This is a genomic window from Mesorhizobium sp. B2-5-7, assembly GCF_006440875.1.
Taxonomy (GTDB): Bacteria; Pseudomonadota; Alphaproteobacteria; order Rhizobiales; family Rhizobiaceae; genus Mesorhizobium; species Mesorhizobium australicum.
Genome location: NZ_VFUO01000006.1, coordinates 418,478 through 443,010, shown reverse-complemented (window position 1 = coordinate 443,010; position 24,533 = coordinate 418,478). Strand labels below are relative to the sequence as shown.

Below are 24,533 nucleotides of genomic sequence, written 5' to 3'. Positions count from 1 at the left end.
GGGATCCTACGATGTTTGACATCTTCTGGCGCGCTGTCGCGATCGGCGTCGGCGCGACCGTCCTGATGGATCTCTGGGCCTTCTTCCTGCACAAGGCGTTCGGCCAGCCACGCCCGAACTGGGGGCCGGTCGGGCGCTGGGTCTGGCACCTCCGCGACAAGGTGTTTCACGACGATATCGGCGATGCGGCGCCCTACGCGTATGAACAGGCGCTGGGCTGGGCCTTCCATTACTTCGTCGGCATCGCCTACGGCATAATCCTGGTGATGCTGGCGGGCGCGGGCTGGCTGGCCGCGCCGACCTTCCTGCCGGCCTTCATCCTCGGCATCGTTACCGTCGGCGCCGGCTGGTTCCTGCTGGCGCCAGGCATGGGCGCCGGCTGGGCGGCCTCGAAGCGGCCGAATCCGATGCGGGTCCGCGCCCTCAATCTGGTCTCGCACACGGTGTTCGCGGTCGGGCTCTACGGTACGGCGCTGCTGATCCGGTAGACAGCTAGAACAGACTGTTCAGATCCCGCCGCCCGTCGACCACACGGACGATTTCAACCCACTCCACTGGGCCATCGTCCGTGTTTGGAATCGTTTCGTAGAGCAGTACAAAAGGCGCCTCCACCAGCATTCGTGCGGAAGGCCTGATATCCGGTCGCCTGACACCCATGCGCGGCTGGTCTGCCAGCTGCATGGCCCGCGCTTCTAACTGATCGTAGTAACGATCGGCCGCCCGTATGTTTTCGCTGCCTATCGTCACGTAGATGTCGATGAGGTCAGCCTTGGCCGCGGGTGACCAGACTAGCCTAACGGCCATTCCGCGAGGTTTCCGTCAGCTCTCGCCGAGCTTCCTTTCGCAACACGTCGAAATCCACAGGCTCCGGTCTCCCGCTTGCCTTGCCTTCATCCCACAACCGTCTCAGCCGGCGAACATCGTCATGCCGCAGTTCGCGCTTGGCCAGCCAATCCCGCATCGCTTCACGCACGATCTCGCTTGCAGTGGCATACTCGCCCGCCTCCACGGCCTCGCGCATCAGGGCTGCCTGTTGTGGGGTCACAGCCACGCTCATTTTTTCAACGTTCGCCACGCTGCGTCCTCTCTTGCATTGCTCGATAGTGGGAAATATTACTCCCATCCACATCCTCGAGCAACTGCGATGTCGCGAGAAGAGCCTGTCCTTGCGCTACGAGTACGGCTGCGGTACGCCGATCAGGACAGCCTGTCGATCGGTCGCCATCCATGAATAATTTGGCGCGTGTGGGTATCGAAGGCGAAATAGTTGCCGCCGCCCGCCAGCTGATCGGCTTCGCGGCTGATTTGCCTGCCGCTGAGCGACAGTAGCAGGAGCGTACCGACACCGCCATGTCCGACAAGGGCGATGTTGCTGCCGCCGGCACCGAGGACGGCCTCGACCTCGCTCACGATGCGCTGCTGTGCGTCGATGGCCCGCTCCCAGCCACGAATGCTTTCGTGCGGATTGGCGAAGAACCGGTCGGCGACCGCCTCGAACTCCGGAGGCGGCAGGAAACCCGTCGCCGACCGGTCGTTCTCATGCATCCGTTCCCTCACCTGCACCGCAAGGTCGAGGTGCCGCCCGAGCACCTCGGCGGTTTCAACGGCCTTGCGTTCGCCCGACGACACCACACGCCCGATCGATGCGATCCACGGCTGGTTCAGCATTGCATGCGCCCTGGCACGACCGATGTCGGATAGACCCCAATCCGGCACGGGCACGCTGGCGTCGATCTGAACCTGAGGATGGGTGATGTAATAGGCGATCGGCATAACAGAAATTCTCCTGTCGGCCGGGCGCAGCGAGTGCCAGAAGCTCAATAGCTCTGGGTCGAACGACGCGCCTTCGGGGCCAGCGGCTGCTTTGCCTGGACATCCGGCTTTGGCGCCGACACTACCGGCCTGAAAGGCCCTTTCTTGAACGGCGCCATGCCTTCCCTTGCCAGTTCGTCGGCGCGCTCGTTCTCGATGTGGCCGGCATGGCCCTTCACCCAGTTCCAGGTGACCTTGTGGCGCCGGTTGGCCTCGTCCAGCGCCTGCCAGAGTTCGCCGTTCTTGACCGGCTTCTTGTCGGCGGTCTTCCAGCCATTCTTCTTCCAGCCATGGATCCATTTGGAAATTCCGTCCATGACGTATTTGCTGTCGGTATGAAGCTCGACCGTGCAAGGCTCCTTCAACGCATTCAGCGCCGAAATGGCCGCCAGCAATTCCATGCGGTTGTTGGTGGTTTCGGCCTCGCCGCCGAAGAGTTCCTTGGTGGTGCCGTTGAAGCGCAGGATGGCGCCCCAGCCGCCGGGGCCGGGATTGCCCGAACAGGCGCCATCGGTAAAGATTTCAACCTGCTTGCTCATGACACCCCGTTTTCGGCCAATCCATATTCCGAAGGAAATCTGATCGCCCGGTGGAACCGCATCCTTCGGATATATTCGGACGGGTCGCGTTTCATCACCAGTCCGCCATCGGGGACGGTCAGCCAGTCGTAAAGCCGGGTCAGCATGAAGCGTAGCGCCGAACCGCGCGCCAGCATCGGTAGCGCCGCTTTCTCGTCATCGCTCAGGGGGCGCACGCTTTGATAACCGGCAAGCAGTGCCTTGCCCTTGGTAAGGTTGAAGGAAAAATCCTTCTCGAAACACCAGGCGTTGAGACAGGTGGCGACATCATAGGCATAGAGATCGTCACAGGCGAAATAGAAATCGATCAGCCCCGAAAGCTTCTCGCCCAGGAAAAAGACATTGTCCGGGAACAGATCGGCATGAATGATTCCCTCGGGGAGGCCCTTGGGCCAGTTCCGCTCGAAATCGGCAAAGTCGGCATCGACCTCGGCCGCAAGGCCCGGCTCGACCTCGTCGGCGCGGCCGCGAGACGCATCCCAAAGGTTGCGCCAGCCGTCGAGGGCGAGCGCGTTCGGACGCGTCATCGGAAAGTCGGCGCCGGCCAGGTGCAGCGCCGCCAGCGCCTTGCCGACCTCGGCGCAATGCGTTGCGGCCGGTCGCCGCAGCGAAAGTCCTTCGAGAAAGGTGATGATCACGGCCGGCCGGCCGGCCAGCGTGCCGATGACGCTGCCGTCATGCGCGGTCACCGGCAGCGGGCAGGACACCCCCTTGCTGGCGAGATGGCCCATTAGCCCGAGGAAAAACGGTAAATCCGCCTTTTCGACCCGCTTTTCATAGAGCGTCAGGATGTAGGAGCCGCTCGAGGTGTGCAGCAGGAAGTTCGAGTTCTCGGTGCCTTCGGCGATGCCCTTGTAGGATAGGAGATCGCCGACCGGGTAGTGCTTCAGGAAAGCGCCGAGTTCGCCCTCCGCAACGTCGGTATAGACCGCCATGGCCGTTCACGCGGTCCCATTGACGAAGGCCATGTCGGCCGGCGTCAGTTCGACATCGCGCAGTACCCGCATGACCGGAAAATCCTCTGTTTCGGTGGCCGTGACAGCCAGGTCGATGGTGACGTCGAAACGCTGGCGGAACGCGTCGATGATCTCGTCGACGATGATCTCCGGCGCCGATGCTCCCGCCGACAGGCCGAGCGTCGAAATGGTGCCGATATCATTCCACGGAATTTCAGCGGCGCGCTGCACGAGAAGCGACATCGAGGCACCTGCCCGTTCCGCAACTTCGACAAGGCGGCGCGAATTCGAGGAATTGGGGGCGCCGACGATCAGATAGAGATCAGCACCCGGGGCGGTGTCCTTGACCGCTTCCTGGCGGTTGGTGGTGGCGTAGCAGATCGATTCCGCCGCCGGCGCCTGCAGGTCCGGAAAGCGCTCCTGCAACGCGCGAATGATGCCGGCGGTATCCTCGACCGAGAGCGTGGTCTGGGTGACGAAACCAAGTGCTTTTGGATCGGCCGGTACAAGCCGGGCTGCGTCGGCTTCGGTCTCGATCAGCGTTACCGCGCCTTCCGGCAACTGCCCCATTGTGCCGATCACCTCGGGGTGCCCAGCATGACCGATCAACAGCACATGGCGGCCAAGCCGCTGGTGACGCATCGCCTGCTTGTGGACCTTGGAGACCAGCGGACAGGTTGCGTCGAGATAGAACAGGTTGCGCGCCTGCGCATCCGCCGGCACGGACTTGGGCACACCGTGCGCGGAGAAGACGACCGGCGACTGCCGATGTTCGGCCGGGATTTCGGAAAGTTCCTCTATGAAGACGGCCCCAAGGCTCTGCAGCCCCTCGACGACATAGCGGTTGTGGACGATTTCGTGGCGGACATAGACCGGGGCGCCATATTTTTTCAGCGCCAGCACGACGATCTGGATGGCACGGTCGACGCCCGCGCAAAAACCGCGCGGCTGGCAGAGCCGGATCGTCAGAGGAGGCTTGGCGATTGTGTGAAGCATCAAATCCTGCCGGTTGGTCAGCGCCGAAATGAGGTGCCTACCCCTGCCCTGTCAAGGGTATCGGTGGAAAGAGAGGCGTCGCTTGCGTTCATTCCTCTTTCGCGGGCCGGCGAAGCCGGAGGACAAGCACCGCGGCGAGTGCCGCGGCAAGCCCGTACCAGGTGACGGCATATTGCAGATGGCTGTTCGGCAGGTCGATGATGGTGACACCCCCGACCGGAAGGCCGCCGGGATTTGGCGTCTTGTCGGCATCGATGAAGATCGGCACCAAGGTGAACCCAGCCGGCAGGCCGGCGCTCGCAGCCATGACGTCGCGGTCCTTCCAGTAGAAGATGTTCTTCCCCGCATCATTGTCGGGAAGCATCATGGAGGGCTTTGCCGGCAGCGGGTTGCGGGCAAGGCCGGTGACAGTGACCCTGCCCGTTACCTGTCCCTTGGCGCGCTTCGCCGCATCCTTGAGGTCGTAGGGAACAAAGCCGCGGTTGATCAGGACGAAACGGCCGTCGTCTAGGGCCAGCGGCGTATAGACATTGAACCCGGCATCCCCTTCCCAGGTCGCGTAGAAATGCCGCTCGCCGGAATGCAGGAAAGTGCCGGTGACCGTGACCGGCGTGTAGTCGACGTCGCCGGTCGAGGCGAATTCCTTCTCGACCTCGGAAAGCGGTCGTGGCGCCGAATGGGTGCGCTGGTCGATGGTCTGCAGCAGGCCTTCCTTCCAGTGCAGGCGCTGGACCTGCCAGGTGCCCAGCGCCAGCAGAATCAAGAACAGCACAAGGCCAAGGACGAACAACAGTGCCGATCGTGGCCGCGAATGGCCGCGGTCTTTCAGAGACGCTTCGCTCATTCGCCGCGATCCAGCCGACCCTCGGCTGCTTTGTTGCTGTATTGCAGGGTGAGCAGCACGCCCTTGATCAGCCGAAGCGCCGTGAGACACAGCACCAGGGCCAGTGGGATCCATATCAGCAGATGCAGCCAGAGCGGCGGGCTCAGCGTCACTTCCACCCAGAGCGCCAGACCGACGATGATGAAGCCGATGATCAGGATGACGAACACGGCCGGTCCATCGCCGGCATCGGCGTAGGAATAGTCGAGGCCGCAATTGACGCAGCGCTTGCCGACGGTGAGAAAGCCGGAAAACAGCCGCCCCTCGCCGCAACGCGGGCAGCGGCCGTGCAGGCCGGCCGAAATCGGATCGATCGGAGGCCAGATCGCCTTGTCTTCACTCATGCGTAGTGCCGTCATTCATGGCTATTGCTCGATCTCGATCGGCGCCCCATCGGCCACCATCGCCCAGATTTGGTCCATGTCGGACTCCGTAACCCCAATGCAGCCATCGGTCCAGTCGACCAATTGAAGCAGCCAGCCCCACCAGCCGAACCGCTCGCTTCGTGGACGCGCACCAGACCTTCTCAGCGGCAAGAGCCGGAATGCCAAGACGATAAAATGCGCAAATTGAAGTCAGCCGCATCTTTCATCGATTGGCGATCCTTGCGCCGAAAAGAAGAAAGGCGGCCCCGTCGCCGCGGCCGCCCTAACGAACTCGAAATCCAGAAGGCTGAATCAGTGGCCTTCGATCACCGCGCCGACCGATCCCCAGACGTAGATCGAGGCGAACAGGAACAGCCAGACCACGTCAACGAAGTGCCAATACCAGGCGGCCGCCTCGAAGCCGAAATGCTGCTTGGGGGTGAAGTCGCCCTTCATCGCCCGGATCAGGCAGACCAGCAGGAAGATGGTGCCGATGATGACATGGAAGCCATGGAAGCCGGTCGCCATGAAGAAGGTGGCGCCGTAGATGGAATCCTTGAAGCCGAACGGCGCGTGCATGTACTCGTAAGCCTGCACCATGGTGAACAGCATGCCAAGCCCGACGGTCAGCACCAAGCCGTTGATCAGGCCCTTGCGGTCGCCATGGATGAGCGAGTGGTGCGCCCAGGTGACCGTGGTGCCCGACAGCAGCAGGATGATGGTGTTGTAGAGCGGCAAATGGAAAGGATCGAGAACCTCCATGCCCTTCGGCGGCCAGACACCACCGGTAAACGTGTGGCGCGCATAGTTCTGCACCTCACCGGCAAAAAGGCTGGCATCGAAATAGGCCCAGAACCAGGCAACGAAGAACATCACCTCCGAGGCGATGAACATGATCATGCCGTAGCGCAGGTGCAGCGACACGACGCGCGTATGGTGGCCTTCATGCGCTTCCTTGATGGTGTCCGACCACCAGGCGAACATGGTGTACAGCACGATCACAATGCCGATGAAGAACAGCCACGGATTGGCGATGTTGACGCCGAAGATCGGGAAGGAGCCGCCTTTCAGGTATTCCATGAGGCAGACACCGCCAAAAGCGGTGACAAGCGCCCCTACCGATCCCAGAAAAGGCCACGGGCTCGGGTCGACGAGATGGTAGTCATGGTGTGGTTTTGCGTGCGCGTCTGCCATATCAACCCCCGAGATTTCCTTCGGTATCTGAAACTGTCTTGCTATTGCCCTGGGCCGGCCCGGACGACGCCACCGGCTTGGTCTTCTCGACCGGGAACATCGTATAGGAAAGGGTGATCGTCTTCACGTCCTTCAGTTCCGGCACATTCACGATGTCGGGGTCCACATAGAACAGGACCGGCATGTCCAGCGTCTCGCCCGGCTTCAGCGTCGTGTCGGTGAAGCAGAAGCATTCGACCTTGTTGAAGTACGGACCCGCCAGTTCCGGCTGCACGTTGAAGGTTGCGCGGCCGGTGACGGGGCGATCGAACTTGTTGGTCGCCTGATAATGCGCCTGCACGGTCTGCCCGATCTTCATGGTCATCGAGCGCTGGACCGGCTGGAACTCCCATGGCACGCCGGCGATGTTGGCATCGAAGCGGACGGTGATTTCGCGGTCGAGCACGCGGCCGGCATATTGCTTCTCGACACGTTGCGTCGTGCCGCCATAGCCGGTCGCCTGGCAAAACATCTTGTAGAGCGGCACGGCTGCATAGGCCATGCCGATCATGCCGGTGAAGAAGGCAAGGCAGACAGCCGCGACAACGCGGTTGCCGGTCTTGCCTACCGTCTTCTTGGACGTCTCGGCGCTCATCACATCGAGCCCGACAAATTGTGGCCGAACTTCACGATTGTCGCGATGTAGAAGATCACGACCAGCACCGCCAGCGCCACGCCGATGGCGATGGAACGGCTGCGCTGGGCCTTCTTCTGGCGGTCGGTCAAGGTGACCGTTTCGAGTTCTTTCTCGGCCATGGTCATGCCCCACCCATGGCAAGCGCGCGTTCGACGACACTGTCAGCCAGATAGGCGGCGAAGATTGCGAAGAGATAGAGCAGCGAATAGGCGAACAGGGCCTTGGCCGGCTTCATGACGCGGTCATCGTCGGCCATGCCAAGCACTTTCCACGCATACCAGACGAAACCAGCCCCCAACAGCAAGGCGGCCACGCCGTAGAACGGCGTCGTATAGCCGAGCAGCCAGGGCAGCACGCCGACCGGGGCCAGCACCAGCGCGTAGGCGAAAATCTGACGGCGGGTCGATGCATGGCCGGCGACGTTGGGCATCATCGGGATGCCGGCGCGGCCATAGTCCTCGGACTTGAACAGCGCGAGCGCCCAGAAATGCGGCGGCGTCCACAGGAAAATGATCAGGAACAGGATGATGCTTTCGAGGCTGACCGACCCGGTCACCGCGGCCCAGCCGATAACCGGCGGGATGGCGCCCGCTGCACCGCCAATGACAATGTTCTGCGGTGTCGAGCGTTTCAGCCACATCGTGTAGACCACGGCATAGAAGAAGATGGTGAAGGCCAGCAGCGTCGCCGACAACCAGTTGACCAACACGCCCAGCGTCATCACCGACAGCACCGACAACACCAGGCCGAAGCTCAGCGCCTCGTGCGGCTGGATCCGGCCGGAAGGCACCGGGCGGCTAGCGGTCCTGGTCATCACCGCGTCGATGTCGGCGTCGTACCACATGTTGAGCGCGCCAGAGGCGCCGGCCCCAATCGCAATGGCAAGGATGGCGATCACCGCCAGCAGCGGATTGATGGTCATCGGTGCCGCGACCAGTCCGACAAAGGCGGTGAACACCACCAGCGACATGACGCGCGGCTTCAGCAGGGCGAAGAAATCGCCCGCCGTAGCTTCCGACATACGGAAGCCCGCTTCGTCAATGCTGGTTTTGTCGACTAGGGCCATGCGTACTCAAGTCCATCATTCCGTTGGCCAAAACCGCCGGCGGGCCGGCGGTTTTGTATTCGAGCGGGAGCCGCCTTACTTGATCTTCGGCAGCTGCTCCCACTGGTGGAACGGCGGCGGCGAAGGCAGCTGCCATTCGAGCGTGGTAGCACCCTCACCCCACGGGTTGGCGCCGGCGATCCGCTTCTTCTGGAAGGCTTCGAACACGCCATAGAGGAAGATCACCACACCGACGGCCGAAATATACGAACCGTAGGACGAAACCATGTTCCAGCCCGCAAACGCGTCAGGATAGTCGATGGTGCGGCGCGGCATACCGGCGAGGCCGAGGAAGTGCTGCGGGAAAAAGATCAGGTTCACGCCGACGAACATGACCCAAAAATGGGTGTTGGCGATGACGGGCGAGTACATGTAGCCGGTCATCTTCGGGAACCAGTAGTACCAGCCGGCGAAGATGGCGAACACCGCGCCCAGCGACAGTACGTAGTGGAAGTGGGCAATGACGAAATACGTGTCATGCAGCGACCGGTCGAGGCCGGCATTGGCCAGCTGGACACCGGTGACGCCACCGATCGTGAACAGGAAGATGAAGCCCAGCGCCCACAGCATCGGCGGCTTGAACGAGATCGATCCGCCCCACATGGTTGCGATCCAGGAAAAGATCTTCACGCCTGTCGGCACCGCGATGACCATGGTGGCGAAGACGAAGTAGCGCTGCGTATCGAGCGACAGGCCCGTCGTATACATATGGTGCGCCCAGACGATGAAGCCGACCGCGCCGATCGCGACCATGGCATAAGCCATGCCGAGATAACCGAATACCGGCTTCCTCGAGAAGGTCGAGACGATATGGCTGATGATGCCGAAACCCGGCAAGATCAGGATGTATACTTCCGGGTGGCCAAAGAACCAGAACAGGTGCTGGAACAGGATCGGGTCACCACCACCGTCAGGCGCGAAGAAGGTCGTGCCGAAGTTGCGGTCGGTGAGCAGCATGGTGATGCCGCCGGCCAGGACCGGCAGCGACAGCAAGAGCAGGAAGGCGGTGACCAGCACCGACCAGGCAAACAGCGGCATCTTGTGCAGCGTCATGCCGGGGGCACGCATGTTGAAGATGGTGGTGATGAAGTTGATGGCGCCGAGGATCGAGGAGGCGCCGGCGATGTGGATCGACAGGATCGCCAGATCCATCGCCGGTCCGGGCTGGCCCGAAGTTGACAGCGGCGGATAGAGCGTCCAGCCGCCGCCCACGCCAAAGGCGCCGGGCGCACTCGGCACGAACATCGAGGTGAGCAACAGGATGAAGGCCGGCGGCAGCAGCCAGAAAGAGATGTTGTTCATGCGCGGGAACGCCATGTCGGGAGCACCGATCATGATCGGCACCATCCAGTTGGCGAAACCGCCGATCAGGGCCGGCATGACCATGAAGAAAATCATGATCAGCGCGTGCGCGGTGGCAAACGCATTGTACATGCTCTTGCCGCCGTCGATCGCGGCGTCGCCGTTCATGCCATAGACCATCTGCGCAAGACCGCTGAAGATCTGGATGCCAGGCTCCTGCAGCTCCATGCGGATGGCGACCGAAAGCGCGCCGCCGATTATGCCGGCCATGATCGCGAAGATCAGGTAGAGCGTACCAATATCCTTGTGGTTGGTCGAATAAACCCAGCGCACCCAGCCATGATACGGCTTGTGGTCGTGCCCGTCGTGAGCTGCAGCGTCTGCCATGTTCCGCTCCGTTCCCTAAATCTTGCTAACCCGCGGCATCAGTTGCCGGCGGCCGCTACCTTGTTCTGGCCATCGACCTCGGCCATGAGCGTCTTGTTGGCACCTGGCAGGTCGGTCTTGGCCGCGGCCAGCCAGGTCTTGAACTGCGTGTCCGACACCACACGAACGGCGATCGGCATGAAGGCATGGTCCTTGCCGCAGAGCTGCGAGCACTGACCGTAGTAGAGGCCTTCTTTCTCCGCCTTGAACCAGGTCTCGTTGGTGCGGCCGGGAACGGCGTCGATCTTGATGCCGAAGGACGGCACGGCAAAGGAATGGATCACGTCGGTCGCGGTGACAAGCACGCGGGTCATCGTGTTGACCGGCACGACCAGCTCGTTGTCGACGGCGAGCAGGCGCGGATAGACCGCGCGATCCTCCTTGCCGGCCTTGGCGCGATCGCCATCCTGAAGAATGGCCGAATTGAAGGCGAGCGTGTTGTCGGTCTGGTATTCGTAATCCCAGTTCCACTGGTTGCCGGTTGCCTTGACGGTCAGCTTGGCCTCTTCCGGCGGCGTATATTGGGCGGTCAGGAGTTGGAACGAGGGGATGGCGAGGCAAAGCAGGATGACGACAGGGCCGATGGTCCAGATCACCTCGATCAGCGTGTTGTGGCTGGTCTTGGACGGGGTCGGATTGGCGCTCGCGCGGAATTTGACTATGCAGTAGATCAGCAGAAACAGCACAAGGACCGTGACCGGGATGATAAACCACATCGTGTAGTTTCCGAACCATTCGATCTGCCGCATCATGTCGGTCGCAGGCGCCTGGAAGCCGGTCTCCCACGGCCTGGGCTGGTCCGCATAAGCGGATCCGCAGGCGAGGAACGTGGCAGCAGCACCGGTGCTCGCTAGGAATTTTCTCATCGCCCTCTTCGTCTCCCAGTCTCTCGCCGGCTGTGCCCGCGAGAATAACGAACAATGCCGGGACGGGAATCCCGGACAGTCTCAAGCTGGTTCAAACCATACTCTTTTTCCCTCCGCAAGAAAGGAGCGGTCGAAACCGTGCGGCATTTTTGCGCGCAAGCTGACGTGGCTCTTCCGGGGCAATGGCCGTAGTGGCGAATCGCGTATGTTCGGCGGGCCGCACGCCTTGTGCCGGCGACACCCGCAAAGCGTCGTAATTCAGGCGAATTTGGCAAGGAAAAGCGCCGCATTGCCTTTTTAGGGACAGTTCGGCCACGGTCTCGTCCTTTACTTGGCATTGGCGCGGCTTAAAGTGCCGTGATTCGCAATGGAGCCGTCATGAACTCTTGGCTTTCGAGACTGAGGCATACGCGACTGGGCCTTTCGAGAACCTTGGCAAACGCCCTGTTTCTCGCGGTCCTGTGCGCGGCCGGTCTGTCCATCGCCGGCAACGCCAATGCTGCCCAGCCAAGCGGCACGGTGCGCTCGACCCATGGCGCATGGTCGATCATCTGCGACACGCCGGCCGGCGCCACCTCGGAACAATGCGTGATGATGCAGAACGTCGTCGCCGAGGATCGTCCGGAGATGGGGCTTTCGGTCGTCGTGCTGCGCACCGCCGACAACAAGGCCGAGATCCTGCGCGTGCTGGCGCCGCTCGGCGTGCTGTTGCCGAACGGCCTCGGGCTCAACGTCGACGGCAAGGACATTGGCCGCGCCTATTTCGTGCGCTGCTTCCAGGACGGCTGTTATGCCGAGGTCATTCTCGAAAAGCCGCTGCTCGACACGCTGAAGACCGGGACGTCGGCAACATTCATCGTTTTCCAGACCCCGGAAGAGGGTATCGGCATTCCCGTCGACCTCAAGGGTTTCGCCGAAGGCTTCGCCGCTCTGCCCTGATCGCGGCTTCACGCTGTACCAGGCCTGGACGCGGCTTTTGCCGACCCCAGACGCATGCCTTGCGTTTAGCGAACGAAATCATTCGTCGGCGCCGATTCGTCATTGCCGATTGTGTGGGCGCGGCTTCACGCCTACATCGGGGGAAAGCAAACATCCCACGGACGGACGCGCCATGAACAGCCTGATCGGCCAATTCGACATTTCAGACGACCGCATCAAGCAGATCGTCGCTGACACCATCAAGGGCGCGGACGACGGCGAGCTTTTCCTCGAATACAGCGAGAGCGAAGCGCTGATGTTCGACAATGGCAAACTGAAGACCGCCAATTTCAACACCGACCAGGGCTTTGGCCTGCGGGCCGTCGCCGGCGAGGCCAGCGGCTACGCTCATTCCAGCGACCTGTCCGAGGCGTCGCTGCTGCGCGCGGCCGAAGCCGTCTCGACCGTCAAGGGTGGCTATTCCGGCACGCTTGCGGCAGCCCCCGCCCGTACCAACCGCCATCTCTACGGCGACGAGAACCCGATCCCCTCGCCTTCCTTCGAGGCCAAGGCGAAGCTGCTGCAAGAAATCGACGCCTGGCTGCGCGCCGAGGATCCACGCGTGCGCCAGGTAACGGCCTCGATCGCCGCGTCCTGGCAGCATGTCGAGATCGTTCGTGCCGACGGCCAGATAGTGCGCGATATCAGGCCGATGGTCCGCGTCAACGTCTCGGTCGTCGTCGGCGACGGCGACCGCCAGGAAAGCGGCTCCTATGGCATGGGCGGGCGCAAGGCATTCGGCGAATTCCTGATCGAGGATAGTTGGAAGCACGCCGCCAGGGAGGCGCTCCGGCAAGCGGTGGTCAACCTGGAGGCAATCCCGGCCCCGGCAGGCACTTTCGATATCGTGCTATCCAATGGCTGGCCGGGCGTGATGCTGCACGAAGCCGTCGGTCATGGTCTTGAAGGCGATTTCAACCGCAAGAAGACGTCGGCGTTCGCCGGCCTGATGGGGCAGCAGGTGGCCGCCAAGGGGGTGACGGTCGTCGACGACGGCACCATCCCAGAGCGGCGCGGCTCACTCACCGTCGACGACGAAGGCACGCCTTCGGCCCGCAACGTCTTGATCGAGGACGGCAAACTGGTCGGCTACATGCAGGACCGGCAGAATGCCCGGCTGATGGGCATGAAAGCCACCGGCAATGGCCGGCGAGAAGGCTATGCGCACCAGCCGATGCCGCGCATGACCAACACTTACATGACCTCAGGCGACATGGAACCGGACGAAATCATCGCCTCCGTCAAGAACGGCATCTACGCCGTGTCCTTCGGCGGTGGCCAGGTCGACATCACGTCGGGCAAATTCGTGTTCGGCTGCACCGAGGCCTACATGATCGAGAACGGCAAGGTGACGCAGCCAATCAAAGGCGCGATGCTGATCGGCAACGGGCCTGATGCCATGCACCGCGTCTCGATGGTCGGCAACGACATGAAGCTCGACAACGGCATCGGCATGTGCGGCAAGGCCGGCCAGGGCGTACCCGTCGGCGTTGGCCAGCCGCATCTCAGGATGAACCAGATGACGGTCGGCGGCACGCGGGTTTGAAACTCGGTGCCGTTCCGGTGTCATCACCCGCCGTGACGTTTCCGGATGCAGGCGCCCTCCACCATGCCCATTGTCATCCTGACAGGGGCCGGCCTGACAGGGACCGGCTTTTCGGCGGCTGGGACCTTGAAGTGGACACAATCCACATTAACAAATTATTAGGTCTTTGACTGCCTGGGCTGCCTCTCGCGCACGAACGCAGCACCAGTTCCTCGTTGCGGTGGTGGTTTTGGCAATGCGGCACTCCCCCGTCCTGGCTCTCCTGCTTGGCTTTGTTTCGTTGATTGGTGCGGCATCGCTGCTGGCCAGTCCGGCGTCGGCCCAGTCGACTTTGTTCAAGTCGCGATCGACCCAATCTTCCATGGATGGGTCGCGCTCTGCCTCCGTGGGTGGAAGCACCAGCGTCCCCTACGGTTGGATCGATTTCTGTCATCGCCGCCCAAAAGAGTGCAAGGTGCCGGCTCTGCCGGCCGCGAATGTCAAGCTGACAGCGCGGACCTTCCGCATCCTCAAGCGGATAAATCAGAAGGCGAACAGCGCCATCAAACCCGTCAGCAATTTCGATCACTGGGGCACGATGGCGGACCATTGGGATTATCCGGTTGACGGCAAAGGCGATTGCAAGATCTACGCACTCTACAAACGCAAGCTCCTTCAAGAGGCTGGATTTCCCCGACAAGCGCTGTTGATGACGGTCGTGCGCGATCTCAACAATGAGGGCCACACCATCCTGACGGTGAAAACCGATAAAGGCGATCTTGTCCTCGACAATATGGTCGACCAAATCAGGCCTTGGAACGCAACCGGCTACTACTTCCTGAAACGTCAATCGCAGCAGAATCCGAATGTCTGGCAGTCGGTCAACCAGCGAGGCGGCACGCCGAAAACCTTCGCGAATGCTGCAAAGCTCGTAGATTGAGCCTGCCTGGACCGTACGGTTCAGGCATTACAGGCGTTCGGCGGCTTTTTTAGAGCGGTTCGGTGTTTGATAGAATCGCTGAACCGCTCTCTCTTCATTTCGACGCAATTCCGGACGGAAAACCGCTACCCATTCTTCCTGGAGTCGCTTTAACCGGAGGATCCCGCAGCAGCGTTTGGGAAGCGCGGTTTTCTGTGGCTCAGTAGTCTGAACGAAACGTGCTCAGCCGCGCCTCTTCTTGGGTTTTTCCAGCAAGGCGACCGCCTCGACATGTGGCGACCACAGGAACTGATCGATTGGCGTCACGCTGGTCAAGGTATAGCCGCCGTCGATGAGAATGCGCAGGTCGCGGGCCAGCGTCACCGGGTTGCAGGACACCGCGGCAACGTATGGAACGTCCGAGCGGGCGATCTGCGTCGACTGGTCTTCGGCGCCGGCCCGCGGCGGATCGAAGACAAGGCCGTCGAAGGCGTTCAACTCCTTGAAGGTCAGTGGCCGGCGAAACAGGTCGCGTCGTTCGCCCGTCACCCGCTTGAGGCCGGTCGCGAAACGTGATCCCCGGTCGAGCGCCGAAAGCGCGGCCGCGTCGCCTTCGACCGCATGGACTTCCGATTTCGTCGCCAGCCGCAAGGCAAAGCTGCCGCAACCGGCAAAGAGATCGGCAATTTTTTTTGCACGCTTCAGATGTCCGCCGACGATCTCGGCCATGGTCCGTTCGGCGGCCTCCGTCGCCTGCAGAAAGGCGCCGGGCGGCACGGCGACCGCAACACTGCCGAACATGACCACGGGCTTCCTTGGTTCGATGACGATCTCGTCATCGATGGACAGCCTGACAAAGCCTTGCGCAATGACAAAGTTGGAGGCGATACGGCGCTGGTGTTCGCCGAGCTTGCCTGACTCGTGCACCGCGATGTCGAGGCCGGAACCCGTAACGGTGACCGCCATCCGGAACGATTTGGTGGTGGCGCATATCAATTCGGCCAGCGCCCTCAGCTGGCCGAGTGCCGCGACGATCTCGGGCAGTGAGATCGGGCATTCGGATATGGAGATGATCTCGGGCGACAGATGGCGATTGAAGCCGAGCAGCATGCCTGCGTCCGTGCGCCGGGCGGCAAGCACGACGCGGCGGCGCGACTGCGGCGCGCAGGCGACCAGTTCGCCAATCTCGCACTCGATGCCCTTGCCCTTCAATGCGTGCACCACCTTTTCGCGTTTCCATCGGCGATAGGCTTCGGTCTCGAAATGCTGGAGGGCACAGCCGCCGCATTCGGTGAAATGGCGGCAGGCTGGTTCGACGCGCAGCGGAGAGGCTTCCAGCACCGCCATCAGCGTGGCGCGATCCCGCTCGCGCGCGGCGGTGACGATCTCGCCCGGCAGCGTGAAGGGAATGAACAGATCGCCGCTCTCGGTCTCGGCGATGCCGTCGCCCTGCGATCCGAGCTTTCGTATTGTGAAGCGTACGCTCATCGGTCCTTGATCCCACCGAGCAGGAATTCGCGATTGCCGTCGCCACCTTCGATCGGCGACAGATGCAGGCCAAGCGAGCGCCAGCCGGGAACGGCATCCAGCCAATCCTGCAGCAGGCCCGCGACACGGGCGGCATCGAAGGGATCCTTCAACAAACCGCCCTTGCCGATCGCCTCGCGACCGGCCTCGAATTGCGGCTTGACCAGAAAGATCGCACCGGCGCCGGGCTTGGCAATGGCGAGTGCCGGCGGCAGCGCCAGTTTCAGCGAGATGAAACTGACGTCGGAAACGATGAAATCCGGATTGCGGCCGGCAAGATCGGCAACGGTGAGATCGCGCGCGTTCAGGCCCTCGATCACGGTCACGCGCGGATCACCACCGACATCAGGATGCATCTGGCCATGCCCGACATCGATTGCCGTGACATGGGACGCGCCGCGTTCGAGCAGCACCTGGGTGAAACCGCCGGTCGAGGCGCCGATGTCGAGGGCCTCGCGACCGGCCGGGTCGAGGCTAAAATGGTCGAGCCCGGCGATCAGCTTGAGCGCGGCGCGCGAGACATAGGCTTGCGCCGGATCGTCGATGGCGACAACGCATTGCGGCGAAACGTTCTGGCCGGGCTTGCGGGCTATGGCGCCGTCGACCGTCACCGTGCCGCGCTCCACCGCGTCGCGGGCGCGCGAGCGGCTGGCAAACAGCCCGCGCTGGACGAGCAGGTCGTCGAGCCGCTGGCGTGTGCTGGCTGGCAGAGGCGAGTTCATCGGCCTTCTCTGACGAAAGCCCGCGGTGAAGGCAAGGACATTAGATGGACCAAAGTGATCCTACGAGAGCGGCTGGTGCATCGAACCAGGCCGCGGCTTGCGCCCATCATGCCGGGTCCGGCAGAATATTGGCCACGAAGAGCCCTCTGTTTGTCGCAACTCGAAGGAGAACGAATGCTGACGGGAACCTGCCACTGTGGCGCCGCCCACTGGACGCTGGAGGGCGACCCCGGCCCGGTGACGGCCTGCAACTGCACGCTTTGCCGCCGCTATGGCGCGCTCTGGGCCTATGATTATGTCGACGAACGCATTCGCGTTTCGGGGCCGATGGGCAGCTATACGCGCGCTGGAAAGGAAGAGCCGTCGCTTGAGATCCTGTTTTGCCCGCGCTGCGCCTGCGTGCTCGGCTGGCGCGGACTGCGCGCCAGCGCCTCGGGTCGAAGACGCATGGCCGTCAATGTCCGGTTGGCGCCCCCCGAGGCCGTCGCCGATCTGCCGATCGACCATTTCGATGGCCTCGACACGTACGACGATCTGCCGCGCGACGGCCGCTGCGTACGCCACATGTGGTTTTAGAAGATGGTTCGCGGAGCCTGGCGCTCGATGGCTGGAGACAGACCGTCGTCTCGAGCCCCTGAAGCCTGCTCACGCGCATGCCCGGTCGCAACAGGTGATACAGGCGAAGGATCCGGCGGCACCACAAGCTGCGGAATTTGCTTGTAGGAAAAGCCGCCGCGGATATCGCCCATCTTGCCGGCGACAATGCCTATCGCCGCCTTTTCGAGATTGCGGTCGTAGGGCGTTTCGGCGGCAGCCGGTACGACCATAACCGCCAACAAGGCCACGCCGCATAGAAGCGTCTTCATTCTCGTTGTCTCCCTGCCTGGCCGTGATCTAGCAGGGCGGCGTTGAAAAACGGCCAAGGGACAGGGTAAGCAAAACGCCAAACAGCAACGTTAACAATATGTTACGAAATCGAGCCGGCAAACTGATTCAAACCGTTGAGGTTTTGATTCAGGCGCGCTGGGCGCGGACCGTATGGCCGAGCGCGGTGAATACGGTGCGCACGATTCCGGCGACGTCGAGACCAGCATCGGCATACATCTTCTCTGGCTTGGCGTGGTCGGTGAAGGCATCCGGCAGCACCAGCGGGCGTACCTTCAGGCCGCTTTCGAGCAGTCCTTCATGGGCGAGGAATTGCAGCACATGGCTGGCGAAGCCGCCAATGGCGCCCTCCTCCACCGTCACCAGAACCTCATGCGAGCGGGCCAGCCGCCGGATCAGATCCTGGTCGAGCGGCTTGGCGAAACGGGCATCGGCGACCGTGGTGGAAAGCCCGGCCGCGCCGAGTTCCTCGGCTGCGATGAGGCAATCCTGCAGCCTTGTGCCGAAGGACAGGAGGGCAACCTTGCTGCCTTCCCGGACGATGCGGCCTTTGCCGATCTCCAGAACAGAGCCTCGCTCGGGCATGTCGACGCCGACGCCGTTGCCGCGCGGATAGCGGAAGGCGATCGGCCCGTCGTCGTAGCTGGCGGCGGTGCGCACCATGTGACGCAATTCCGCCTCGTCGGCCGCGGCCATTACGACAAAGCCCGGCAGGCTTGCCAGGAAGGTGGTGTCGAACGCGCCGCAATGGGTGGCACCGTCGGCGCCCACAAAGCCGGCGCGATCGATGGGGAAACGCACCGGCAGTTTCTGGATCGCGACGTCATGGACGACCTGATCGTAGGCGCGCTGCAGGAAGGTCGAATAGATCGCGGCGAAGGGCTTGTAGCCTTCCGTCGCCAGGCCGGCGGCGAAGGTCACCGCATGCTGCTCGGCAATGCCGACGTCGAAAGTCCTTGACGGAAACACCTCGCCGAACAGGTCGAGGCCGGTGCCGCCCGGCATGGCGGCGGTGACGGCGACGATGCGGTCGTCCTCGCGGCCCTCCTGGATCAGGCTTTCGGCAAACACCTTGGTGTAGGCCGGTGCATTGGCCGGCGCCTTGGCCTGTGCGCCGGTGATGACGTCGAATTTGTTGACGCCATGATACTTGTCGGCGGCCGCTTCCGCCGGCGCGTAGCCCTTGCCCTTCTGGGTGACGACATGGATCAGCACCGGACCCTTGCCGTTGTCACGGACATTTTTCAGGACCGGGATGAGATGCTCCAGATTGTGACCGTCAATCGGGCCGATGTGATAGAAGCCGAGTTCCTCGAACAAGGTGCCGCCGGTGACGTAACCGCGCGCATGCTCGACCGCGCGGGTGATGGCTCGATCGGCTCGCTTGCCGAGATAGGAGGTCAGCTTCTTGCCGAAGTCGCGCAGGCCGACATAGGCCTTGCCGGAAGCCAGACGCGCCAGATAGGCGCTCATGGCGCCGGTTGGCAGGGCGATCGACATGTCATTGTCGTTGAGGATGACGATGAGGCGCGCATCGAGCGCGCCGGCATTGTTCATCGCCTCATAAGCCATGCCGGCCGACATGGCGCCGTCGCCGATGACGGAGATGACATTGTTGCGGCCACCTGAGAGGTCGCGGGCGGCGGCCATGCCGAGGCCGGCCGATATCGATGTCGAGGAATGGGCGGCGCCGAACGGGTCATATTCGCTCTCGGCTCGGCGGGTGAAGCCGGACAACCCGCCTTCCTGGCGCAAGGTGCGGATGCGGTCGCGACGGCCCGTCAGTATCTTGTGCGGATAGGCCTGATGGCCGACATCCCAGATCAGCCGGTCATCGGGTGTGTTGAAGACATAATGCAGTGCCACCGTTAGTTCGACCACGCCAAGGCCGGCACCGAGATGGCCGCCGGTGCGCGACACCGCGTCGATCAGTTCGAGGCGAAGCTCTGATGCCAGTTGCGGCAAGTCGCTCTCGGCCAGCGTGCGCAGGTCGGCCGGGACGCGAACCCTATCGAGAAGCGGCGTATGCGGCGTTGCGTTCACGTTGGGCCCAGACTTTCTGTTCATCGGCGGGATAGGCCGCCGGCCGGCGAAAGTAAATGCGTGTCGCTGACGCGGACGGTCAGCCCCTCACCGATCTTCTCAGCCTTCCGGCAACGGGATGAATTCTTTCTCATCGCCAGGAACGATATCGAAGCGGCCGGTCTTCCATTCCTGCTTGGCCTGCTCGATGCGCTCCTTGGACGAGGAAACGAAATTCCACCAGATGTAGCGCTTCGAACCGAGAGACGCGCCGCCGAATAGCATGAAATGCGCACCCGTCGATGACGATATGACGATCTCGTCACCGGGCCGGAACACCAGCAGCCGTTCCGCTGGAAAGACATCACCCGAAATCGAGACCTCGCCCTCCAGCGTGTAGATGGCGCGCTCCTCGGCATCGGCCGGGATTTTGACGCTGGCGCCGGGCGCCAGCCGCAAATCTGCATAGAGTGTCTCGGAATCGGCCCGCACCGGAGACCGCAAACCCTGGAAATCGCCGATGACGACGCGGCCGCTGACGCCTTCGGCGTCGATTTCGGGAAGCCGCAGCGCCGCTGTGTTCTCGAACACCGGCGCCACCTCTTCCTTGCCGTCCGGCAGAGCCAACCAGGTCTGCAGGCCGGAGATCGACATCGGCGCGCCGCGCAATTCCTGCGGCGTGCGCTCGGAGTGGACGATGCCGCGACCAGCCGTCATCAGGTTCACGTCGCCGGGTTGGATGACCATCTCGGTGCCGAGCGAATCGCGATGCCTGATCGTGCCGTCGAACAGATAGGTCACGGTCGACAGGCCGATATGCGGGTGCGGGCGGACATCGAGCGCCTGGCCGGCGCGCATGATCGCGGGACCCATTCGATCGAAGAAGATGAACGGCCCGACCAAGCGCCGCTTGGCGGTCGGCAAGGCGCGACGCACCTCGAAACCGCCAATGTCCTTGGCGTTAGGGATAACCATCAGCTCGATCTGGTCGCTGGCGAAGGCATCGCCGGCCTCAGGGTCCTTGCCGGGGAAGAAGCTCATGAACTCTCCTCGTCAGCGGTCAGTGGCGCTTGGGCATATCAGGCGAACCGGATCGCCGCTTTCGCTTTTAATTTGGCCGCCACCTCTTCGCGATTGCGAGGATGCTGGTGGGTTTCGAGGGAATCGAGCAATTCGCGTGCGGATGCCGCGATGGCTTCGACCGCATGATCGAACGCATGCTGGTTCTTGGCAGAAGGCCGCGTCGTGCCGCTCAGCTTGCGGACAAACTGCAGTGCCGCGTCGCGGACTTCGTCGTTGGTTGCCGGCGGATCAAAATTGAACAGGGTCTTGATGTTTCTGCACATCGCTTCCGTATCTCCTCTTGTCCGTTTCAATCGGGACGAACTGTATCCTCAATGATGATCGTGTCCAAAAACCGATAAGGCTGCTCCGGACCTCAGTCCGCGTCGAGCGGCTCGGTTCCAACCGGCTTGCCGTCGCGCGACAGCCTGATCTTCTCGACCTTGTCCTCGGCGGCCTTCAGCAGCCGGTCGCAATGAACCTTCAGCGCCTCGCCGCGCTCGTAAATCCGGATCGACTGGTCGAGCGGTACGTCGCCACGCTCCAGATCATCGACGATCTTCTCCAGTGCGTCGAGTGCCTGTTCAAAGCTCATCGCCTTGACGTCTTCGTTGATCTCACCGGTCATCATTCATCCTTTCATCAGTCGCCCGACATGGGCGGCGACCGAAAATGCCAATCCCTGCAGATCGTAGCCGCCCTCGAGCAGGCTGACGAGCCGGTTGCCGCCGTGGATTGCGGCGCGCTGCATCAGCTGGCCGGTCGCCCAGTCGAAATCGTTCTCGGTCAGATTGATTTCCGCCAGCGGGTCGCGATGGTGCGCGTCGAAGCCGGCCGAAATGATAATCAGATCCGGCGCGAAATTGTCGAGTGCCGGCAGCACGCGCGACAGGAACGCATCGCGAAACACCTCGCTGCCGGTCCGAGGCGCCAGCGGCGCATTGACGATGTTGCCGGCGCCGGTCTCACTCTTCGCGCCCGTGCCGGGATAAAGCGGCATCTGGTGCGTCGAGCAATAGAGCACCGAGGGATCGTCCCAAAAAATATCCTGCGTGCCGTTGCCGTGGTGCACGTCCCAGTCGACGACGGCGACACGCTCGGCGCCGTGCTTCTTCTGCGCATGGCGCGCTGCGATTGCCGCCGTGTTGAAGAAGCAGAAGCCCATGGCCGTGGTCTTTTCGGCATGGTGGCCGGGCGGACGGGCGGCGACGAAGACGTTGTCGGCGCGGCCCGCAAAGACGTCGTCGACGGCGGCATTGGCGGCACCGATCGCCGTAATCACCGCCTGCCAGCTTTTCGGGCTGGCGGTGGTGTCTGCGTCGATGCGGGCAATGCCTTCGTCGGGGATGGCGGCGCGGACACGCGCGACGAAATCGGCGGGATGCGCGTAGAGGATGGTCGCCTCGTCGCCTTGCGGTGCCTCGACGCGGTCAAGCGCGGCAAAAGCTTCGTCGTCGAGCACGCGCTCTATGGCGCGCAGGCGGTCGGGCCGCTCGGGGTGACCGGGCGGGGTGATGTGTTCGAGAAAGATCGGGTGCGTGTAGAGACGGGTGGCCATGCCCCCTATCTAGTGCCCCGGCGCCGTGATGGCCATGCGTTGCAGCTTGATCGCTGGGGAAAATCGAACCTGCGTCCATTCATGTCGCTGCGGGCATTGGCGTCGCCGGCCCTTCGGAGTAAGACTGCCGCTACTGCCTGGTGCCTGCCGGTCTGTTTGTTTTAGCCGCATTTTGCGACGCCAAGTGATTCCACTTGGCTGCAAATGCCCTGGCGGGAGAATCGGGAACACGGTTGAACTCCGTGGCGTGCCCAACGCTGTGAGGGGGACCGCGCCGGTAAATGCCACTGTCGATGACGGGAAGGCACCGGACGCGGGTTGATCCCGAGCCAGAAGACCGGCCGGGCAGGCATCGTCATCCGCATGGTCAGGCGGATGACATCGATTGCAATCGCAAGGGGACAAGCGATGCCGGAAGCTATGACCGCTCCAATGGGCGATGGATTTGACCAGATTGCGCGCGACGCTGTTTACCGCGCCATCTTCACGCGGCGCGACGTCCGCAGCCATTTTACATCGGAGGCCATCGACGACGAGGTGCTGGCGCGGCTGCTGCTTGCCGCCCACCACGCGCCATCGGTCGGCTTCATGCAACCTTGGAATTTCATCGTCATTCGCGATGCCGCGCGGCGGGCGGAAGTGCGCGACCTGTTCCTGGCCGCGCGAGAACGGGAACTGCCTGAAATCGAGGCAGAACGGCAGGCGCTCTACCGCAAGCTCAAGCTCGAAGGCATTTGCGAAAGCGCGCTCAACATCTGCATCACCTGCGACCGCGAACGCTCGAAAGGCTCGCCGCTGGGGCGCTGGCACAATCCGGAGATGGATCTCTACAGCACGGTCTGCGCGGTGCAGAATTTCTGGCTGGCGGCACGCGCCGAAGGCGTTGGCGTCGGCTGGGTCAGCATCATCGAGGCGCAAGCGCTGAAAAGCTTGCTGGCCATTCCCGATCAGGTGACACCGATCGCCTATCTCTGCGTCGGCCGTGTTTCCGAGTTCGCACCGAAGCCGGATCTCGAAACACACGGCTGGGGCCGGCGGCTGCCGTTGCCCGAGCTTATCATGAGCGAGACTTTTCGCGGGCAAGGCGAAGCGCCGCTCAAATCAGCAGTGGCGCGCCTCGGCACCGTCGCCGGTGCGCCCGCCAGCCCGGTTGATCAGCTCGTCGCGCCGGCAGTGCCCCACCGTGAGCCACCGAAAGAAGCCAGTGCCTTGTCCTTGAGTTCCCTGAACTTCGACGAGGCTTCGGCCAGCCTGGCGTCCCAGGCGGCATCGGGCACCTGACCCTCGATGGTCTTGAAATAGACCTGCATCAGGCAGGCAATGGCGAACGGCTCGATGAAGGCCGCCTTGAAAGCCCAGGCAAAGACGATTGCCAGCACGAAAGCCCAGCCGGCGAGCTGCCCGGGCATGACGTAAAGAATAGCGGCTGCCGGAGCCAGCATCAGCAGGAAAATCACAAACGACATGCCCCACATGATGACCCCTAGCCAGACGGCATTCTTGACCATGGTCTTGCCGTTCTGGGCGTAGAGCACAACGCCTTGGCGCGCGGTTTCGAACGGCGAGGACGAACTGATGCGGATGTTGTAGCCGAGAATGATCTCGTCGACATAGGTCAGCGACAGGCGAATCACCGTGTTGAGGAACGAAACCAGGCCGCTCAGGCCAGGAATGGGCAGGAAGGCCGCGATGCCGCCGAGCAGGCCGGTGATGGCGCGTATGGCGCCCTTGACCAATTGGTCGACGACGAAAAGGATGTTGGCCTCGGCAAAACGCTCGGTCACGACCTCTTTCGCGTAGGCGATCTGGTTCTGGCCGTTGGGAATATCATGGCCGTCGATCAGATGCACCATGACGGCGATATGGCCCGCCTTAACGACGTAGAGGATGTATTCGCGGATCCAGTAGACGGCGATCGAGACGATGCCGAAACCGACCACGCCGCCCCACATCGCAAAAGACAATGGTCCGTCGGGATCGGTAGAAATATGGCCGACGCCATAGCCGACGGAGGCGCCGGTGCCGGTGGCCACGATGTAGGCCAGCGTGATGCCGAAATAGACGATCATGCGAAAGACAATGAAAGGCCAGGTCCGCATCATGATGGACACCGACCTGCCGATATCGAAATCCCACATGCCCCGAATCTCCCCTCAGAGATGGCTGCGGAGGATGC

Annotated in this window: 28 protein-coding genes, 2 pseudogenes and 1 riboswitch; of the genes and pseudogenes, 6 read left to right on the top strand and 24 right to left on the bottom strand. The window is 62.5% G+C overall.

The window, feature by feature from the left end:
* The first annotated feature begins 11 nt into the window (after positions 1-11).
* Positions 12-488 carry a DUF2938 domain-containing protein gene (locus FJ543_RS26100; protein WP_140878139.1) on the top strand — a complete coding sequence of 159 codons (477 nt, stop codon included), beginning with the start codon at positions 12-14 and terminating at the stop codon, positions 486-488.
* Positions 489-492: 4 nt separating this feature from the next.
* Here the strand turns inward: FJ543_RS26100 and FJ543_RS26095 are convergent, their stop codons facing one another.
* The 15 genes and pseudogenes from FJ543_RS26095 to coxB form a co-directional block, all read right to left on the bottom strand.
* Positions 493-804: a type II toxin-antitoxin system RelE/ParE family toxin gene (locus FJ543_RS26095; protein WP_015318784.1), complete on the bottom strand. Its 312-nt coding sequence runs from the start codon at positions 802-804 to the stop codon at positions 493-495.
* On the bottom strand, positions 794-1,075 hold the full coding sequence (locus FJ543_RS26090) for a type II toxin-antitoxin system ParD family antitoxin (protein ID WP_140878137.1): 282 nt from the start codon (positions 1,073-1,075) through the stop codon (positions 794-796). The genes FJ543_RS26095 and FJ543_RS26090 overlap by 11 nt, the downstream gene beginning before the upstream one ends.
* A gap of 122 nt (positions 1,076-1,197) precedes the next feature.
* Positions 1,198-1,773 (bottom strand): histidine phosphatase family protein, encoded by a 576-nt coding sequence (locus tag FJ543_RS26085; RefSeq protein ID WP_015318786.1) that lies wholly within the window; start codon positions 1,771-1,773, stop codon positions 1,198-1,200.
* Positions 1,774-1,817: 44 nt separating this feature from the next.
* A complete protein-coding gene (gene rnhA / locus FJ543_RS26080) occupies positions 1,818-2,351 on the bottom strand; it encodes a ribonuclease HI (protein ID WP_015318787.1) in 534 nt (177 codons plus the stop codon).
* Positions 2,348-3,325 carry a homoserine kinase gene (locus FJ543_RS26075; RefSeq protein ID WP_140878135.1) on the bottom strand — a complete coding sequence of 326 codons (978 nt, stop codon included), beginning with the start codon at positions 3,323-3,325 and terminating at the stop codon, positions 2,348-2,350. Before FJ543_RS26075 ends, rnhA begins: the two co-directional genes overlap by 4 nt.
* 6 nt (positions 3,326-3,331) lie before the next feature.
* Complete coding sequence (gene ispH, locus FJ543_RS26070; RefSeq protein WP_015318789.1) at positions 3,332-4,342, bottom strand: 4-hydroxy-3-methylbut-2-enyl diphosphate reductase; 1,011 nt, start codon at positions 4,340-4,342, stop codon at positions 3,332-3,334.
* A gap of 88 nt (positions 4,343-4,430) precedes the next feature.
* A complete protein-coding gene (locus tag FJ543_RS26065; protein ID WP_181174088.1) occupies positions 4,431-5,186 on the bottom strand; it encodes an SURF1 family protein in 756 nt (251 codons plus the stop codon).
* On the bottom strand, positions 5,183-5,569 hold the full coding sequence (locus FJ543_RS26060) for a DUF983 domain-containing protein (RefSeq protein WP_015318791.1): 387 nt from the start codon (positions 5,567-5,569) through the stop codon (positions 5,183-5,185). Before FJ543_RS26060 ends, FJ543_RS26065 begins: the two co-directional genes overlap by 4 nt.
* A gap of 21 nt (positions 5,570-5,590) precedes the next feature.
* A pseudogene (locus FJ543_RS32315) lies at positions 5,591-5,719 on the bottom strand (L,D-transpeptidase family protein); the annotation flags it as partial.
* A gap of 183 nt (positions 5,720-5,902) precedes the next feature.
* Positions 5,903-6,784 (bottom strand): cytochrome c oxidase subunit 3, encoded by an 882-nt coding sequence (locus FJ543_RS26055; RefSeq protein ID WP_015318792.1) that lies wholly within the window; start codon positions 6,782-6,784, stop codon positions 5,903-5,905.
* Position 6,785: 1 nt separating this feature from the next.
* Positions 6,786-7,418, bottom strand: coding sequence for a cytochrome c oxidase assembly protein (locus FJ543_RS26050; protein ID WP_023772916.1), 633 nt, complete (start codon positions 7,416-7,418; stop codon positions 6,786-6,788).
* Complete coding sequence (locus FJ543_RS26045; protein ID WP_015318794.1) at positions 7,418-7,579, bottom strand: hypothetical protein; 162 nt, start codon at positions 7,577-7,579, stop codon at positions 7,418-7,420. The genes FJ543_RS26050 and FJ543_RS26045 overlap by 1 nt, the downstream gene beginning before the upstream one ends.
* Positions 7,580-7,581: 2 nt before the next feature.
* Positions 7,582-8,526 (bottom strand): heme o synthase, encoded by a 945-nt coding sequence (locus tag FJ543_RS26040; RefSeq protein ID WP_140714998.1) that lies wholly within the window; start codon positions 8,524-8,526, stop codon positions 7,582-7,584.
* A 75-nt stretch (positions 8,527-8,601) separates the two neighbouring features.
* Positions 8,602-10,254 (bottom strand): cytochrome c oxidase subunit I, encoded by a 1,653-nt coding sequence (gene ctaD / locus FJ543_RS26035; RefSeq protein ID WP_015318796.1) that lies wholly within the window; start codon positions 10,252-10,254, stop codon positions 8,602-8,604.
* Between the two features lie 38 nt (positions 10,255-10,292).
* Entirely contained in the window at positions 10,293-11,159 is an 867-nt protein-coding gene (coxB, locus tag FJ543_RS26030) for a cytochrome c oxidase subunit II (protein ID WP_015318797.1), read from the bottom strand.
* 378 nt (positions 11,160-11,537) lie between these two features.
* On the opposite strand from coxB, the gene FJ543_RS26025 reads away from it, so the two are divergent.
* The 3 genes from FJ543_RS26025 to FJ543_RS26015 all read left to right on the top strand — a co-directional run bounded on the left by FJ543_RS26025 (position 11,538) and on the right by FJ543_RS26015 (position 14,602).
* Positions 11,538-12,098 carry an invasion associated locus B family protein gene (locus tag FJ543_RS26025; RefSeq protein WP_015318798.1) on the top strand — a complete coding sequence of 187 codons (561 nt, stop codon included), beginning with the start codon at positions 11,538-11,540 and terminating at the stop codon, positions 12,096-12,098.
* Positions 12,099-12,270: 172 nt separating this feature from the next.
* Complete coding sequence (tldD, locus tag FJ543_RS26020; RefSeq protein WP_140791883.1) at positions 12,271-13,683, top strand: metalloprotease TldD; 1,413 nt, start codon at positions 12,271-12,273, stop codon at positions 13,681-13,683.
* A gap of 235 nt (positions 13,684-13,918) precedes the next feature.
* A complete protein-coding gene (locus FJ543_RS26015) occupies positions 13,919-14,602 on the top strand; it encodes a transglutaminase-like cysteine peptidase (RefSeq protein WP_181171246.1) in 684 nt (227 codons plus the stop codon).
* Between the two features lie 222 nt (positions 14,603-14,824).
* Here the strand turns inward: FJ543_RS26015 and FJ543_RS26010 are convergent, their stop codons facing one another.
* Complete coding sequence (locus tag FJ543_RS26010) at positions 14,825-16,069, bottom strand: class I SAM-dependent RNA methyltransferase (RefSeq protein ID WP_140878133.1); 1,245 nt, start codon at positions 16,067-16,069, stop codon at positions 14,825-14,827.
* The gene (locus FJ543_RS26005) at positions 16,066-16,830 is read right to left on the bottom strand and encodes a TlyA family RNA methyltransferase (protein ID WP_140617294.1); all 765 of its coding nucleotides are present in this window, start codon (positions 16,828-16,830) and stop codon (positions 16,066-16,068) included. The genes FJ543_RS26010 and FJ543_RS26005 overlap by 4 nt, the downstream gene beginning before the upstream one ends.
* A gap of 174 nt (positions 16,831-17,004) precedes the next feature.
* Between FJ543_RS26005 and FJ543_RS26000 the strand changes: the two genes are divergently transcribed.
* Positions 17,005-17,406, top strand: coding sequence for a GFA family protein (locus FJ543_RS26000; RefSeq protein WP_140878131.1), 402 nt, complete (start codon positions 17,005-17,007; stop codon positions 17,404-17,406).
* Here FJ543_RS26000 and FJ543_RS25995 read toward each other — a convergent pair.
* The 6 genes from FJ543_RS25995 to FJ543_RS25970 all read right to left on the bottom strand — a co-directional run bounded on the left by FJ543_RS25995 (position 17,403) and on the right by FJ543_RS25970 (position 22,357).
* Positions 17,403-17,696, bottom strand: coding sequence for a hypothetical protein (locus FJ543_RS25995; protein WP_140878129.1), 294 nt, complete (start codon positions 17,694-17,696; stop codon positions 17,403-17,405). The genes FJ543_RS26000 and FJ543_RS25995 overlap by 4 nt on opposite strands.
* Before the next feature lie 148 nt (positions 17,697-17,844).
* On the bottom strand, positions 17,845-19,782 hold the full coding sequence (dxs, locus tag FJ543_RS25990; RefSeq protein WP_181174087.1) for a 1-deoxy-D-xylulose-5-phosphate synthase: 1,938 nt from the start codon (positions 19,780-19,782) through the stop codon (positions 17,845-17,847).
* 75 nt (positions 19,783-19,857) lie between these two features.
* A complete protein-coding gene (locus tag FJ543_RS25985) occupies positions 19,858-20,778 on the bottom strand; it encodes a pirin family protein (RefSeq protein WP_140878127.1) in 921 nt (306 codons plus the stop codon).
* A 38-nt stretch (positions 20,779-20,816) separates the two neighbouring features.
* A complete protein-coding gene (locus tag FJ543_RS25980; protein WP_015318807.1) occupies positions 20,817-21,083 on the bottom strand; it encodes a DUF2277 domain-containing protein in 267 nt (88 codons plus the stop codon).
* 92 nt (positions 21,084-21,175) lie between these two features.
* The gene (locus FJ543_RS25975; protein ID WP_015318808.1) at positions 21,176-21,427 is read right to left on the bottom strand and encodes an exodeoxyribonuclease VII small subunit; all 252 of its coding nucleotides are present in this window, start codon (positions 21,425-21,427) and stop codon (positions 21,176-21,178) included.
* A gap of 3 nt (positions 21,428-21,430) precedes the next feature.
* On the bottom strand, positions 21,431-22,357 hold the full coding sequence (locus tag FJ543_RS25970) for a histone deacetylase family protein (RefSeq protein WP_140878125.1): 927 nt from the start codon (positions 22,355-22,357) through the stop codon (positions 21,431-21,433).
* A gap of 178 nt (positions 22,358-22,535) precedes the next feature.
* Positions 22,536-22,718, top strand: a riboswitch (cobalamin riboswitch).
* Positions 22,719-22,720: 2 nt separating this feature from the next.
* Between FJ543_RS25970 and bluB the strand changes: the two are divergent.
* Positions 22,721-23,395 (top strand): annotated as a pseudogene (gene bluB / locus FJ543_RS32005) (5,6-dimethylbenzimidazole synthase); the annotation flags it as partial.
* Positions 23,396-23,511: 116 nt separating this feature from the next.
* Here bluB and FJ543_RS25960 read toward each other — a convergent pair.
* Positions 23,512-24,495 carry a hypothetical protein gene (locus FJ543_RS25960; RefSeq protein WP_246678883.1) on the bottom strand — a complete coding sequence of 328 codons (984 nt, stop codon included), beginning with the start codon at positions 24,493-24,495 and terminating at the stop codon, positions 23,512-23,514.
* Between the last annotated feature and the right edge of the window lie 38 nt (positions 24,496-24,533).